This is a genomic window from Nitratiruptor sp. SB155-2 (assembly GCF_000010325.1).
GTDB lineage: Bacteria > Campylobacterota > Campylobacteria > Campylobacterales > Nitratiruptoraceae > Nitratiruptor.
The window spans coordinates 1,349,344-1,365,002 of the sequence record NC_009662.1; the positions used below are offsets into that span (position 1 = coordinate 1,349,344).

The window sequence follows — 15,659 nt, forward strand, 5'->3', positions numbered from 1 at the left end:
AACGGATTATTGTCGGACCCCCATACTGCGGGTAGCGCACCGCTCAGGCTTTAAAAGAATTATACATCAAACGGCTATAAAATACAATAAAATGGCTCTACTGTGAAAGAAGAGTTTTTGCTGTCTCTACACAAGAAGCCAAACTCTTCTTTTCTGCCATCACATACGATATCTCTTTTGGCAAAGCCTGAGCCGTCTGCTTGCCAATAACTACTGCTTTATAGCTATCATCCCATGCAAAACAGCGAAAAAAACAGCGTACAGTCGATGGAGAGGAAAATATTATCACAGAACCGGGTTCAGGTTTTTGTACAGTTTCGCACTTTCGACATACAGTCTCATATGCTATAACCTCATCAATCTCAAACCCATTTTGCCGCAAAATGGGCACAAGATTAGATACAACTTTTTTAGGCCTTATGTAAAGATACTTTTTGTCGTTTGGAAAATGTGCGACAATCTCCTTTGCCAGCGTATCCCCATATCCTTCACTTCCTTCCCAGACTACACGACCGCCTTTTTCCTTTACAGCTTTTGTGGTAGCCGAACCGATCGAGATAACGGGTTTTAAATGCCATTCATGAGAAATCTGTTCGACTGCGCGGACACCATTTTTGGATGTAAAGATGAGATAATCATATAAAGAAAAATCGATGGAGATGGGAAAAAATTTTTGTCCTATGAGAGGAAGCGTCTTCGCTCCCTCAATCTTTGTATTTGAGAGAATATAGATGGGCATTATTCCCACTCAATGGTTCCTGGTGGCTTGGAAGTGATATCATATACAACTCTATTGATCCCGTCCACTTCGTTAATGATTCTATTGGAAATGAGCTCCAATAAATCGTGAGGGATATGGGCAAATGTTGCCGTCATGCCATCACTACTTTCTACGATACGGAGTGCAACGGTATTTTCGTAGGTTCTTTTATCTCCCATCACACCAACACTTTTGACATTGAGCAGCACGGCAAAACTCTGCCACAATTTTTCATAAAGGCCATGGGCTTTGATCTCTTCAAGCAAAATCGTATCGGCTTTGCGAACAAGATCCAAAGCCTCTTCGTTCACTTCTCCAAGTATCCTGATCGCCAAACCTGGTCCTGGGAATGGATGGCGATAGACCATCTCTCTCGGAAGACCGAGTTCCAGGCCGAGTTTTCGTACCTCATCTTTAAAAAGCTCTCTCAAAGGCTCAATAAGTTCAAATTTCATCCAGTCGGGAAGCCCACCGACATTATGATGTGACTTGATTGTTTCGCTTGGACCTTTCACAGAAACGGATTCGATCACATCGGGATACAAGGTTCCTTGAGCAAGATATTTTACGTCAGTATGTTTTTTCGCTTCTTCTTCAAAAACTTCGATAAATGTGTGACCGATGATCTTTCGCTTCTGCTCTGGATCGGTGATGCCTTGTAAAGCATTTAAAAACCGCTCTTTGGCATCAACGACTATAAGTGGAACTTTGAGCATATTTTTGAATACATACTCCACTTTCTCTCTCTCACCCTCTCGCAAAAGTCCGTTGTCTACAAAAACGGGAATAAGTTTATCCCCTATCGCTTCGTATAAAAGTGCTGTAACGACAGAACTATCTACTCCACCGCTCAAAGCACAAAGTACTTTATCTTCACCCACTCTTTGCCGGATCTTTTCGATCTGCTCTTTTGCAAAATGGCCCATATCCCATTTGCTTGTAATACCACATATTTTTCTTGCAAAATTTTCTAGAATTTTCTGTCCCTCTTGGGAGTGTGAAACTTCCGGATGAAACTGCAAAGCATAGATCTGTTTCTCTTCATTCGCTATAGCTGCGTAAGGAGAATTATCGGTATGAGCAATTCTTATAAAACCCGCTGGTAATTCTGTTACTTTGTCTCCATGACTCATCCAAACAATCTGCCCATCCTTTGTACCTTCAAAGAGCGGACAGACTTTACCATGAATTGGATCGAAATAGAGTTTCGCTTTTCCATACTCATGTTCCAAAGCCCGTACCACTTGACCACCGAAATCGACTGTAATAAGCTGCATTCCATAGCATATACCAAGCACGGGAATGCCAAGTTCATAAATTGCCTTATCCACTCTTGGAGCATCCGGTTCATAGACGCTCGCCGGTCCACCGCTGAGAATGATACCTTGAGGCTTTTTAGCCCTAATATTTTCTATCGGTTCAAAAAAGGGATATATCTCACAATATACCCCAACCTCTCTTAAGCGTCTAGCTATGAGTTGCGTATATTGACTCCCAAAATCTAAAATAACTATAGGTACTTCTTGCATTTTCTATCCTTAATATAATCCCATAATTTCGAACTGTACATACCACAGTGCGACAGAAAGAATATATCCCGCCAACACTGTCCAGGCATATTTCATATGGGCACCAAATGTGTATACACCCCTCATTCTTCCCATAACACCTACACCTGCTGCACTACCAAAACTGATCAAACTACCGCCAATACCGGCTGTCAATGTGACTAAAAGCCATTGATCTATACCCATAGGAGGATTCGCTTTCAAAATCGCACTCATGACAGGAACGTTGTCAATAACCGCAGAAATAAATCCTACACCGATATTTCCTGCTGTTGGTCCTATGTGGTCATAGAGTTTGACAATGTATTCCAAAAATCCCATAAAATGGAGGGCTCCTACGGCACTCAAAATACCAAAAAAGAAAAGAAGCGTATCATTTTCTACATTTTTCATATTCACATATACATCAAATTGATCGTGCTGATTTTTTCGTTTATGCAGATAGGAATACATTTTTAACAAAGCCAAACCGAACATCATGCCCCACATCGCCGGAAAATGAAAAAACTGGTGTCCTACAACAGCTATGAAAATCGTAAATGCCCCCAACCATATAACCACTTTTGCCCCGGGCTTGAGTTCAGCTTTTGGCAAAGAAGCATCAAAATGAGGTTCCCCTTTCGGTACAAAAAGGGACAAAAGCCAAGCAGTAAGCACCCATCCAGCAAAGGCGGGAACGAAAAGATAAAGAAAATCAACGAACTCTCCCTTACCAGCGGTCCACGCCATAAGTGTCGTAATATCACCAAATGGACTCCATGCACCACCGGCATTTGCAGCTACGACGATATTGATGGCCCCGGGAACCAAAAACTGCGTTTTCGTTTTATCAATCGTATAGAGAACCGTAGAGAGGATCAAAGCCGTTGTCAGGTTGTCAGCGACTGGTGATATCCAAAAAGCCAAGGTTCCCGTAATCCAAAAAAGTTTCTTGTAGCTGTACCCTTTGGATGTGAGCTTATACTTCAATACATCGAACACTTTTCGCTCTATTAATGTTTCAATATATGTCATCGCTACAAATAGGAAAAAGAAAATCTCTGCAATCTCAAGGATGAGTTTTTCCATCTCGTCATGAAGAGGTGTCGGATCGAGATGATTGAATGCAAAATAGACTCCAAGCAGCATGAACATCAGTGTCCCAATCAACAAAGCGGGCTTGGCCTTGTTCATATGAAATTTCTCTTCGGCTGCTATGAAGTAATACCCTATAACAAAAATCGCCAGATTTATCCACCCTATCCAAGAGTGGGTCAAATCGATACCATGCATCTATGCTCCTTCTTCAATATAATGGGCTCCAACACTTTTTCTCCTTGCCAATGCCGCATCCACTATCGCTTCGGCACAACTGATTCGCAAACGAAGCAGATGGCCTATATCTTTTTGCTTCATAGTTACAATCTGCTCTTTTGCTTCTTGTAACTCTTTTCGTTTCCTTATGATTCCGACATTATGCCACATCAAACGCCGCAACTGCTGTTTTGTCTCTTTATCGCCGGGTTTTATCAAAACCTCTGAGAAAACCGGAAACTCTTTGTGGGTAATTTTTTGTTCATTGAAGAGTGTATCTTCAACGGCTCTTTTAGAAAAGACCAATCCTTCCAACAAAGAGTTGGATGCCAGTCTGTTTGCACCGTGGACTCCTGTGCAAGCCACTTCCCCTACCGCATATAAATTCGTAAAGCCTTTCACTTTTCCCCAGGTATCTGTTTCGATACCACCCATCATAAAATGAAAGGCAGGCGATATCGGAACTCTGTCATATGGCACTTTATAGCCGATGTTACGAAAAACGCGGTAGATGTTCGGGAATCTTTTTTGAAAAAACTTTTCCGTAAAATTGGAAAAATCCAAAAATACTGAATGCCCCTCTTTTTGATGGCGATAGATGGCTCTGCTTACAATATCTCTTGGGGCGAGTTCCCCTCTTTCATCATATTCAAATAAAAAACGTCTACCCGTTTCATCCACAACGGTAGCACCTTCTCCTCGCAACGCTTCAGTCAAAAGCAGTTTTCTTGCCCGTACGTTGTATACAAATACGGTCGGATGGAACTGGGTAAACTCCATATCTTTCAAGGGCAGTCCCTTGATTGACGCAAGCCCTTGTATGTCGGCACTGATCTTTTTTGCATTCGTATGATATTCATAGAGTGATCCTATGCCGCCACTCGCTATTATGATGTTTTTCGCATAGATATTGTGCCGGTTTTCTCCATTTTGTACTGTTACGCCATAAACGGTATTATCTTCTATCAGAAGATCGAGAACAAAAATACCTTCCAGTACTTTCGCCCGAACCTGTGAGAGCAAGAATCGATGCAATTCCCTTCCCGTCGCATCTCCTCCTGCGTGCAAAATCCTTGGTCTTGAGTGGGCGGCTTCCTTTGTAAAAAGGAGATTCCCTTCTTCGTCTGTGTCAAAGGCAAAACCTCTGGCTATCAAATCTTCGATTACGAGCATGGAGTTACGACTCATTATCTCAACGGCCTCTTCGTCGCAAAGGCCAGCACCAGATTGTAATGTGTCTTGTATATGTAAGGGGATGTCCTCTTCATCTACAGCAGTCGCAACGCCGCCTTGTGCATAAAAGGTATTGCACTCCCAAATCGGATCCTTGGAAAGAATCAGAGTAGAAGACTCTTTAGGTACATTCAAAGCGGCATACAGCCCGGCAATCCCAGCACCAATAATAAGATAATCGTATCGTTTCAAGAGTGGACCTCTTTCTTTTCGTATTGAGGAGGCGCTTTATATCCGCACCCCTGAAAAAGAGTCGCCAGAAGTGTTATAATTATAAAATGAAACAGCCAAATTCTCTTATTTCTCATATTTTTTCCAATTCCAACAAACTTCAAGAACAGCAGTGCTTTGAAAAACTGAGAAAACTGCTGCCAAAACGGTTTCAAGACACCCTGATATATATCTATAAAAAGGGAGAAACCCTTTACTTTGTTTTCAATCATCAGGGTATTGTAATGGAGTTCAATTATATTAAAAAAGATATAAATGCACTATTAAATATGATCCAAACGCATCAAGGTTTATGCAAAAATATCCATTATAAGAGTATCAAGTCCTATGCGAAGTTCTTTCCGCAAAAGAAAATCTCTATAAAACCGATACAGCAGTATCAAGAGCGTGCCAAAGGGATATTTAATATAAAAACAGATAACCCGGAACTTCAACAGATACTCATGCAGATACAAAAAAAGATACAAGAAAATGCAAAGACTCATTGAAAAGTTACAAGCATTACCCGATGCTCCTGGCGTGTACCAATATTTTGATCAAAATGGGCGCCTGCTGTATGTCGGCAAAGCAAAAAGCCTCAAAAAAAGGGTGAAAAGCTATTTTCGATTTTCACCTGCACTCACTCCGGCACCAAATCTCTCTCCAAGAATCTTTAAAATGATTCATGAAACAAAAAATTTGGAATATATTGTTGTCGAGAGCGAAAACGATGCGCTTATATTGGAAAACTCTCTTATCAAACAGCTTAAACCAAAATACAATATCTTGCTGCGGGATGATAAAACTTATCCCTATCTCTACGTAGATTTCAATGAAACTTTTCCTCGAATCAAGCTGACACGAAAAGTTATCCGGGGAAGCAATATCAGATATTTTGGTCCTTTTCCATCTGCGGCAAAAGAGATTATGGACTCTTTGTACGAACTCTTTCCTCTCGTTCAAAAAGAGAGTTGCATCAAAGGGAAAAAAGCGTGTCTTTTTTATCAGATGAAGAGATGTTTGGCACCATGTGAAGGCAAAGTCACTCCAAAGGAGTATGCACAAATCTTAGATGAAGCGATTTTTCATCTCAAAGATAAACAGAAACTTATTGAAAAACTGCAAAACAAGATGCAGGAGTATGCTGAACAACTGCGATTTGAAGAAGCTGCCAGTCTTAGAGACAGAATAAAAAAAATAGAATCTGTACAGATCCAAAGCGGGATCGATTTTGCAAAAATGGAAAATCTCGATATTTTTGCTGTCGAAGAGGATGAGAAGCAAGCGGTGTTGGTGCGACTTTTTATGCGGGAAGGGAAAGTCATTTCAAGCAGTTCGACACTCTACCACATCGATAAAGAGAAGGGCTTTGATAGATCCGAAGCGTACAAAAGAGCCCTTTTAGAGTTTTATCAAAACCAAACGCCTCTGACAGCCTCACGAATCATCGTAGCACACGATTTTAGCGATAGAGACTCTGTCCAAAACTATTTGAGTAAAAAATTTGGTAAAAAGATCACCGTTCAACATCCTTTACGGGGAGAGAAACGAAAAATCGCCAATTTGGCACTGCTCAACGCTAAAGAGCTTTTGAAAAAGAGAAAGAATCAAAATCGTATCGAAGATATAATCAAATCCTATTTTCATCTACAACACTCCCCGTACAGAATTGAAGCATTTGACAATTCCCATATCAGTGGCTCCAATCCTGTTGGTGCGATGGTCGTATATGAAAATGGCAAGTTTGTCAAATCCGATTATAGACACTATACGCTCCATCATAAAGATGAATATGCCCAGATGAAAGAGCTCCTTACAAGAAGATGTGAAAGTTTTGCAAAAAATCCGCCACCTGACTTGTGGATAATTGATGGGGGAGAAACATTAAGACAACTAGCGGTAGATATCCTGCAGAGCCATGGTGTGGGTATAGATGTTATCGCCATAGCAAAAGAGAAACACGATGCGAAGGCGCATCGCGCCAAAGGTAAGGCGAAAGATATTCTCTATAGCGCCATGGGCGTTCATAAACTTTCACCAGTCGATGAAAAGTTACTCTTTTTTCAAAAAATAAGGGACGAAGCACATAGATTTGCTTTACAGTTTCATAGACAAAAACGACAAAAAGAGTCTAAATTAGTAGAGTTACTACAAATCGATGGTATCGGTGAAGCTACACTGAAAAAATTGCTTCATTTTTACGGCACCTTTGAAAGGATTAAAAAAAGCGATTTTGAAGAATTGAAACAGCTCGTGGGAGAAAAAACAGCGCAAAAGATTCTCGAACATTTCTCTAAGCATGATTTAAATTTGTTATGATAAAGTTTGTTTAATATTTATTTTTCAGTAATCCGATAGCGACTTATACTCCGTTTGATAATATATATAAAGGATTGTACGTGCTTTTGTACGACAATAAAAGACAGCTGGTAGCAATTGATGAAAAAATTTTGGAAGTAACTGGTTTTGAAACAACTCAAGATCTTTTTAACAAGGTCGATGACATCGCCGAACTATTCGTCAATAGACCCGGATATGTTTATAAATTTCAAAACTTTTCCTGGATAGATTATGTGCTGTACAATCCGACAAAAACCCATTTCGCAATCATTGAAACCAAAAGAGGCGGGATAGAAGTACAGATCGATATCCATACCCTTTTAAATAGATCCGGTGAAATTGCTTTTTTTTGTATCGATCTGATCCCTGAACAATTCAGTGAGGAGTTTGGGAGTTTTCAAAAGTCACAATCTACTGTTGCTGTATCTCCTGCACAAACAACTCTCGAAAATGCAGCAATTATCGATTCATCCAAAGAGATCGAACCACTTCAGCCGCAAGATTTGGATAAGCAAAAGATGCCTCCAAGTGAAACAACAAACATTTCCGATACCAAATCACCATCTGCACCCTTACAAGAAGAGAAAATTGAACTTATAAATGAAGATGAAGACAAAGATGAAAGTTTCCAAATTCTCTCAAATGAAGATCTTATTCATGAAACGGCTCCAAAACCGATTGTTGTAGAAAACGAAGAAAACGTTAACGATGAACCGCCAATTCTACATCATTCCATGGATGAACCCTATACCCTTTTCGATGAAGAGACATCGCAAATACAAACCAAAGAAGAACAAAGTGAAGCTGAAACATTTTCTACCCAGCTGGTAGAGAAGAGTTCTATTCCATATAATATCCACGATGTCGCCAATGAATTAGAGATTGATGAGTCTCTTTTGCGTGAATTGATCGATGAATTCATTGAGCAGGCGTATGAGCTGCGTCTAGAAATCTATAAATCCATTCAAAACTACAATTTTGAAAAACTTTCACAACTACTTCATAAAATCAGAGGTGCTGCAAATAATTTGCGGATAGGTGAAGCTGCTCAGTATCTGCAATATTCAAAAGATGACGAAGACATCGAAAAAATAACCGAACAAGTTAATAAATTCTATTCCTTTTTGGATAGATTCGCGCAACAGTTCAACCCTGCGATATATAAAAAGTTCAATGAAGCCGAAATTCTCCAAGAAAATACAGCTTCACAACTTCCTTCACTTGAAAAAAATAAAAAAGAAGTTCCAAAAGAAAAAATCGAGGAACCAAGCATCTCTCAAAATCAAAAGATCGAAGATGATGATGTCGGTTTAGAAATAGCTATTGCCGCAGCAGATCTTGGCCTTGAAAAAGAGGAAGTGCAACAGTTTATCGAAGAATATATTCAAGAGGTCATTAAGCAAGAAACCATGTTATATACCCTTTTAAAAAATAGCAAAATCGATGAGTTCAGAAAGAATATTCATAAATTAAAAGGCACCGCAGCCAATCTCAGGTTACAAAAAATTGAAAAAATTCTTGGCAAACTTATGCAAGAAGATGATATAGAATCAATGGAACAGCTTTTAATAGATTTTTTTGATAGAATTATTACGATCGGTCAAAATCTTGGTATGAATATCTTTAAAAAAATCCTTGAAATAAAAGCAAATAGTCTAGGACTTGATGTTGCTACCTATAAAGAGTTTTTGACAGAGTTTCGAAATGATTTACAAGCACTCTATAATCTTCCCGACAATGAAGCTTTGAAAAAATTAAAAACCTTGCAAAAAATAGCCAAACAGCTCTATCTTCCATCAATAGAATCTCAGATTGAACAGATGATACAAACAAAACATATCGATCCTAAAGATATCGATCGTATACTTGAACAAATCAATAGCTTTTTGAAGGATGCATAGTGAAAAGATTCGTTTTTTGTGTAATTGTAGCACTCTCATTTACTTGGGCTTCGAGTTTTTCCGAAGGTATACAAGCATTTAAACAGCAAAACTACAAAGAGGCTCTGGAGTTATTGAAAGAGGCCTATTATGACGATGATGCTATCAACGCAGGCTATTTCCTTGGCAAAATATATTTAAATGGTCTGGGAGGAATCAAACCAGATATCAACATGGCGGAAACTTTTTTGAAAGCGGCAGCAGATTCAGGAAATGTCCGTGCACAGTGCCTCATGGCACAAGTGTATGCAGAAAAATACCATAATTTGGCAAAAGCTGAAAAGATCATCAAAGAAAACAGCGTACCTGATTGCAAAGAAGTAGCCAAGAAACTTCAAGAACTGAAAAAAAATAAAAACAACAAATAAAGGATAATGGTATGGGATTGAAAAATAGACTCAGACTGATCAGTTTGATACCGATCTTGCTCCTTTTGATTGTATCCTCTTACGTGGTGTATACTTCATATCAGCAGTACAATCAAACAAATCAATTGAAAACTCGCATCACAATCAACAAATCGCTCGAATCATTAATGAAAGAGATTGCAAAAGAGCGGGGCATGACCTCCATTTTTTTAGGAAGCAATGGGAAAAAGCTCAAATCCTCACTCAAAGCACAACGAAAAGTTGTTGATAAAAAATTTGCAGAGCTACACACTTTAGCCACAACCTATCCTAAGCTTTCAAAAGAATTAAAACCGATATTAGCTGCTGCGAAAATGTTACCTAATATCAGAAAGCAGATAGATTCTCTTTCAATAGACTATAAAAAAGCCTTTTTCGACTTTTATACCAAGTCCCTCAACCAACCTATCTACTATTTAATCTCTAAAGTCAGCAACTATTCACTCAACCCTGAAATAACTTCGTACATCGCCAACTACTTACTTTTTGTAAATTCTAAAGAGTACTCTGGATTGGAACGGGGTTTCCTTTCTTATGTATTAACGAAGTACATTCCTATGAATGACGAGTATCTCAAAGAGTGGATGAAACTACTGGGAAAAGCGGATGGCTTTTTGAGTTTCAACGTTTCAAACCAAAAGGTACAAAAACAGCTTGAAAGGATTTTACAGTCAGAAGATGTACAAGAAGTTTTAGAAGATGTTATGCAAAGTCGTGTTGAAATCGATAGAGCAGTCAATGATGGTTTATATCCTGTAGATCCGACATTATGGTTCAACCTTCAATCAGAAAAAATCGACACGATCCAACAGCTAGAAACTATTCTAAAAAAACATATGCTCATCGCTATAGAAAATGTATCCAAACAAAATCTTTTGACCCTATTGATCGCTGCCGGCGTCTGGGCACTTTCATTAATCTTGGCTATCATCGGATTTTTGTTTGCTAGAGACATTACCGGCAACATCAAACGACTCGAGTCTATTTTACGAAAAGTTGCCGAAGCAGAATCCATCAAAGACGAAAAAACAGAGGAAATAGAGTCCAAAATCAATCTCGATACGACGCAAGGTATCAATGCCGCTTACGAACTTTTGGAAACGGCGCTTAAAAAAGCGCAAGATGCAAAAACGGCCGCCGAAGAGGCAAGCCATGCAAAAAGTATGTTCCTTGCCAATATGTCACATGAGATTAGAACACCACTCAATGGTATCATAGGTTTTACCGATCTTTTGAAAAACACCGAATTAACTCCTGAACAAAGAGAATTCGTCAATATCATTGAAAAGAGTTCTGAAAACCTTCTTGAGATCATCAACGCAATCTTGGATCTATCGAAAATTGAAAGCAAAAAGATCGAAATCGAAAATATTGTCTTCAATCCAATCGAAGAGTTCGAAAACGCGATCGAAGTATACGCTCCAAGAGCTGCGGAAAAAGATATCAACTTTGCGCTTTTCGTAGATCCTCATCTCAACAAACCTCTCAAAGGCGATCCTACAAAAATCAAAGAGGTTCTTATCAACCTTATAAGCAATGCCATCAAGTTTACTGACAGAGGGGGTAATGTAACCGTAGAGATACGAAAAGTCAAAGAGTACAACGAAAGAGCCGAAATATATTTCGAGGTACGCGACACAGGAATCGGTATTCCTGAAGATAAACAGAAGCAGATTTTTGAAGCATTTTCGCAAGCCGATTCAAGCGTTACAAGGAAATTTGGAGGAACAGGACTTGGCCTAACCATCTCCAGTGAATTCATCAAACTCATGGGAGGGCGGCTCAACCTTGAAAGTGAAGTTGGAAAAGGGACAAAATTTTTCTTTACACTAGTCCTTGAAGAAGTTCCGGCACTGACAGAATCATTGGAAAACAGATTCAATGGTATACGAGTGGCATATTATATAAAAAGCAACATGCCAAAAGATCAAGATCTTTTCATTAAAGAGTACTTGCAATATCTTGGAGCAAAATTCGTTGTTTTTGAAAATCTCAAAGAACTGATCAACCATAAATCCAACTATGATTTTACTATGATAGACTATGACTATATCAATGAAAATAGCTTAAAGAATTTCTTCGTACGGGACATCCCTGTGGCATTGGTTACGAAAGTAACATATAAGAAAAAAGTGGAAGGCTTTGCCAATCAACTTATGAAACTGCTCTTTGAACCAGTCAACTATACAAAAACTGTGCAGACACTCAAAGAGTATATAGAAAACTATAAGTCCAAAATAGAGTCTAGCGAACAAGAAACATTGGAGTTTACCGGTGATGAAAAACTTGCGGCTAAAGCGTTAGTAGCCGAAGACAACACCATTAATCAAAAACTGATTAAAAAAACGTTGGAGGATCTTGGTTTAACGGTAGATTTGGCAAACAATGGGCTAGAGGCTTTTGAAAAAAGAAAAAATGGAGACTATGACATCATATTCATGGATATCCAGATGCCTATCATGGATGGCGTAGAGGCAACACATGAGATATTGGAATATGAAGAGGAGAGCAATCAGCCACATATCCCTATCATTGCACTCACCGCTCATGCACTGAAAGGGGATCGTGAACGCTACATCAATGAAGGTATGGACGAGTACATCACAAAACCTCTTATCAAAAATGAGTTAGTGGCCATTTTGAAAAAATTCCTTAAAGACAAAATAGTAACTTCAAAGCAGTCCAAGCAGGATCTACAGCCTCAAACAGAACACAAAGAAGAAAAAACCGATGTAGTCGAAGTCAAAAAGAAACCGATTCTCATATGCAAAAAGACAAATCTTGAAGCAAAACTTCTTAGCAAATTTGTTGAAGATCTTGACTTCGAACCTGTGGCAACCTCTGACTTTGAAAGCTGCTATGAAAAAATGCAAAGTGGAGATTATGCAGCCGCAATGATAGATTATGATTTTGAAAACTTTGATTATGAAAAACTAAAATCATTGAAAAATCAAACGGGCCTTAAACTTGTTCTTTTTGCCGAAGATCATGAGAATGTACAAGATCCAGAAGATATTTTTGATATTATTTACGATGACATAGTCAATAAAGCAAAAGTTGCTCTTATTTTAGAAAAACTCGATCTCACTAAAGGTGTTACGGTATGAAAAAGATAAAGATTTTGGTAGTTGATGACGATTTTATCAATTTGAAACTACTGAAAACAATGATGATGAAGCAAGATTTCGTCGAAGAGGTTTATGAAGCAAAAAACGGTATCGAAGCAATCGATATTTTAAGAGACCAAAAAGATATCAATATCGTTTTACTCGATATCATCATGCCAATGATGGATGGTCTAGAGACTTTGAAAATCATGCGCTCAGATGAGGAACTGAAGGATATTCCGGTTATTGTATTAACGACTGATGAAACGAAAAAAAGCGAAGCACTAAGTCTTGGTGCAAATGACTTTGTAAACAAACCCATTCGTGAACAACAGCTTATCGAAAAGATAAAAACATTCACTCAGCTTTAAAAAGAGGCGTTTAGATTATCGCCTCTTTTAGAACTTCTTCAATACTTGAAACAGGAACTATATCCATACTATTCAGAACTTCAGCCGGAATCTCATCTAAGTCTCTATCATAATTTTTTCTGGGAATCAAAACTTTTTTGATTTTCGCTTTATAGGCAGCAATCAACTTTTCCTTGAGTCCTCCTATAGGCAGAACCCTACCGGTCAATGTGAGTTCGCCTGTCATAGCCACATCGTTTCGTACTCTTCTTCCACTCAGAAGTGAAGCGATTGAAGTAGCCATGGTAATCCCGGCACTCGGTCCATCTTTTGGTGTCGCTCCTTCTGGAATATGAAGATGGATATCATAGCGTCTGTACACTTCGCTTGGATCGACTTTTATCTTCTCTTCTCTCTCTTTTGCCGTTTTTGGTATCACTTCTTGATCAATCTCGATTTTTCCCTGATCGATGAGCACTTTAACAACGCTGTAGGCGATACGAGCCGACTCTTTCATCACATCACCAAGGCTTCCAGTAAGCTGCAGGCCGCCTTTGCCTTTTATTTTTATAGATTCTATCTTTAAGACATCGCCTCCGACAGCAGTCCATGCAAGACCATTGACAACGCCGATTTGTGGTTCTTTTTCGATCGCTTCGATTTCAAAAACCGGTTTTTCCAGATATTTATTGAGATTTTTCAATGAGACCGAAACTTTATGGAGATCCGGGTTTTCCAACAACTCTTTTGCCGCTTTTCGTACGATATCGGCTATCCGCCTTCGCAGATTCCTCACTCCGGCCTCTCTTGTGTACTTTTCTATAATAGCTTCAAGAGCCGGCTTGGAAATGGAAAGTTCACTTCGTTTCAAACCATGTTTTTTGATCTCTTGAGGTATGAGATATCTTTTTGCGATTTCTAGTTTCTCGTTTGGCGTATAGGAGCTTAGAAAAATGAACTCCATTCTATCTCTTAAAGGTGCCGGAATATAGCCGATATCGTTTGCTGTAGCGATGAATATAACATTGCTCAAATCTATACTGAAATTGAGATAGTAGTCTCTAAAATGCGTATTTTGCTCAGGATCCAAAATCTCTAAGAGTACAGAGGTGGGGTCTCCTCTCATACTACGCCCAACTTTGTCAATTTCATCGAGAACCATCACCGGGTCCATCTCTTTTGCATCGATCAGTCCTTGGACAATCCGTCCGGGCATTGCGCCGATATATGTTCGTCTGTGTCCTCGAAGTTCGCTCACATCTTCCAAACCGCCAAGGGCGATTCGAACCAATGGACGTTTTAAAGCCGTTGCTATAGAGTTCGCAAGACTAGTCTTTCCGATCCCCGGAGGTCCTGCAAAACAAAGAATCGCACCACTGCCCTTCTCTTTTTTTATCCCTCTTAGTTCCATAAGCTCTTTAACGGCAAAATACTCCACAATCCGCTCTTTAGGCTTTTCAAGTCCATAATGGTCTTTATCAAGCTCTCGCTCTACATCTTTGATATCGAGCTTTTTCTTAGAATACTTTCCAAAAGGAACTTCCAATACCCAGTCCAAATAGGTCTGGATCACAACGGCTTCGGCACTGTCTGGATGCATCCTGGCATATCTGTCGATCTGCTTTTTGATCTCTTTGTAGGCTTCTTGAGTTAAAAAATCCTTTATTTTTTCAAGTTTTTGACGATACTCCTCAACCTCTTCCTCTTTTTGCGTATCTACACCAAGCTCTTTTTGGATCTGTTTGAGCTGCTCTTTGAGAAAATATTCTCTATTAGCCTGTTCGAGACGTGAGCTGACTTTACTTTTTATCTCACGCTGCAGCTTGCTCTGTTCGATCTCTTCCGTGATAGCATCGATGAGAAGCATCAAACGCTTCTCCACATCCTCTTCCACAAACATCTCGTATGCACGCTCTTTTTTCAGTTTCAAAACAGAACTCACAAGATCGGCAATACGGTTTGGCTCATGATTCTCTTCAATCGTTTTTACAAGGTCTTGCGGGAATGAGCTATTGACATGAGCCAGTGTCTTAATCTTTTCTCGAAGAACCTCAAGAAGCGCATCTACCTTGATTTCGTTGTAGGGTTTTGATTCGATGATGTCCACAACAGCTTGCATAGGAGCTTTGGAAACAGGCTCTAAAATCTTCCCTCTAGCAAGTCCTTGAAAAAGAAGTTTCACTCTGCCATCAGGCAAGCTCACTTTTCTCATAATGGATCCGATAACCCCTACCGGGTAGATCGCATCGAAATTTCTTTCTCCTTCGTGTCCCTCTTTCGATGGTGCTACAAGAATAAGACTGTTTTCTTGCAGCGCTTTTTCGGCTGCAGCAATGTTTGCTTCATCATTGATAAATATCGGTGAAATCATGAATGGATATAAAAAGATATCATCTTCAACTATGACAGGAAGAGTTGTCGGAAAAGAGCTGTAATCACTTAAATTCATTG

General features: G+C 39.3%; 11 protein-coding genes. 6 read left to right on the forward strand and 5 right to left on the reverse strand.

Features of this window, described 5'->3' with window-relative positions; all coding sequences use genetic code 11:
• Window positions 1-97 precede the first annotated feature (97 nt).
• Genes NIS_RS07195 through nadB form a run of 4 tightly spaced genes read right to left on the reverse strand, consistent with a single transcriptional unit; the run spans window position 98 to window position 5,046 of the window.
• On the reverse strand, window positions 98-739 hold the full coding sequence (locus NIS_RS07195) for a uroporphyrinogen-III synthase (protein WP_012082709.1): 642 nt from the start codon (window positions 737-739) through the stop codon (window positions 98-100).
• Window positions 739-2,289: a glutamine-hydrolyzing GMP synthase gene (gene guaA / locus NIS_RS07200; RefSeq protein ID WP_012082710.1), complete on the reverse strand. Its 1,551-nt coding sequence runs from the start codon at window positions 2,287-2,289 to the stop codon at window positions 739-741. The genes NIS_RS07195 and guaA overlap by 1 nt, the downstream gene beginning before the upstream one ends.
• A 9-nt stretch (window positions 2,290-2,298) precedes the next feature.
• Window positions 2,299-3,600, reverse strand: coding sequence for a sodium:proton antiporter NhaD (gene nhaD, locus NIS_RS07205; RefSeq protein ID WP_012082711.1), 1,302 nt, complete (start codon window positions 3,598-3,600; stop codon window positions 2,299-2,301).
• Window positions 3,601-5,046: an L-aspartate oxidase gene (gene nadB / locus NIS_RS07210; protein WP_012082712.1), complete on the reverse strand. Its 1,446-nt coding sequence runs from the start codon at window positions 5,044-5,046 to the stop codon at window positions 3,601-3,603.
• Window positions 5,047-5,132: 86 nt separating this feature from the next.
• On the opposite strand from nadB, the gene NIS_RS07215 reads away from it, so the two are divergent.
• From NIS_RS07215 to NIS_RS07240, 6 genes are all read left to right on the forward strand, one after another.
• Window positions 5,133-5,573, forward strand: a complete 441-nt coding sequence (locus tag NIS_RS07215; RefSeq protein ID WP_012082713.1) for a hypothetical protein — start codon at window positions 5,133-5,135, stop codon at window positions 5,571-5,573.
• The gene (gene uvrC / locus NIS_RS07220) at window positions 5,557-7,383 is read left to right on the forward strand and encodes an excinuclease ABC subunit UvrC (protein ID WP_012082714.1); all 1,827 of its coding nucleotides are present in this window, start codon (window positions 5,557-5,559) and stop codon (window positions 7,381-7,383) included. Before NIS_RS07215 ends, uvrC begins: the two co-directional genes overlap by 17 nt.
• A gap of 80 nt (window positions 7,384-7,463) precedes the next feature.
• Window positions 7,464-9,305, forward strand: a complete 1,842-nt coding sequence (locus tag NIS_RS07225) for an Hpt domain-containing protein (protein WP_012082715.1) — start codon at window positions 7,464-7,466, stop codon at window positions 9,303-9,305.
• The gene (locus tag NIS_RS07230; protein WP_012082716.1) at window positions 9,305-9,712 is read left to right on the forward strand and encodes a sel1 repeat family protein; all 408 of its coding nucleotides are present in this window, start codon (window positions 9,305-9,307) and stop codon (window positions 9,710-9,712) included. The genes NIS_RS07225 and NIS_RS07230 overlap by 1 nt, the downstream gene beginning before the upstream one ends.
• Before the next feature lie 11 nt (window positions 9,713-9,723).
• Window positions 9,724-12,858, forward strand: coding sequence for a nitrate- and nitrite sensing domain-containing protein (locus NIS_RS07235; RefSeq protein ID WP_012082717.1), 3,135 nt, complete (start codon window positions 9,724-9,726; stop codon window positions 12,856-12,858).
• Entirely contained in the window at window positions 12,855-13,229 is a 375-nt protein-coding gene (locus NIS_RS07240) for a response regulator (RefSeq protein WP_012082718.1), read from the forward strand. Before NIS_RS07235 ends, NIS_RS07240 begins: the two co-directional genes overlap by 4 nt.
• A 10-nt stretch (window positions 13,230-13,239) precedes the next feature.
• On the opposite strand, the gene lon is transcribed toward NIS_RS07240, so the two are convergent.
• Window positions 13,240-15,657, reverse strand: a complete 2,418-nt coding sequence (lon, locus tag NIS_RS07245; protein ID WP_012082719.1) for an endopeptidase La — start codon at window positions 15,655-15,657, stop codon at window positions 13,240-13,242.
• Between the last annotated feature and the right edge of the window lie 2 nt (window positions 15,658-15,659).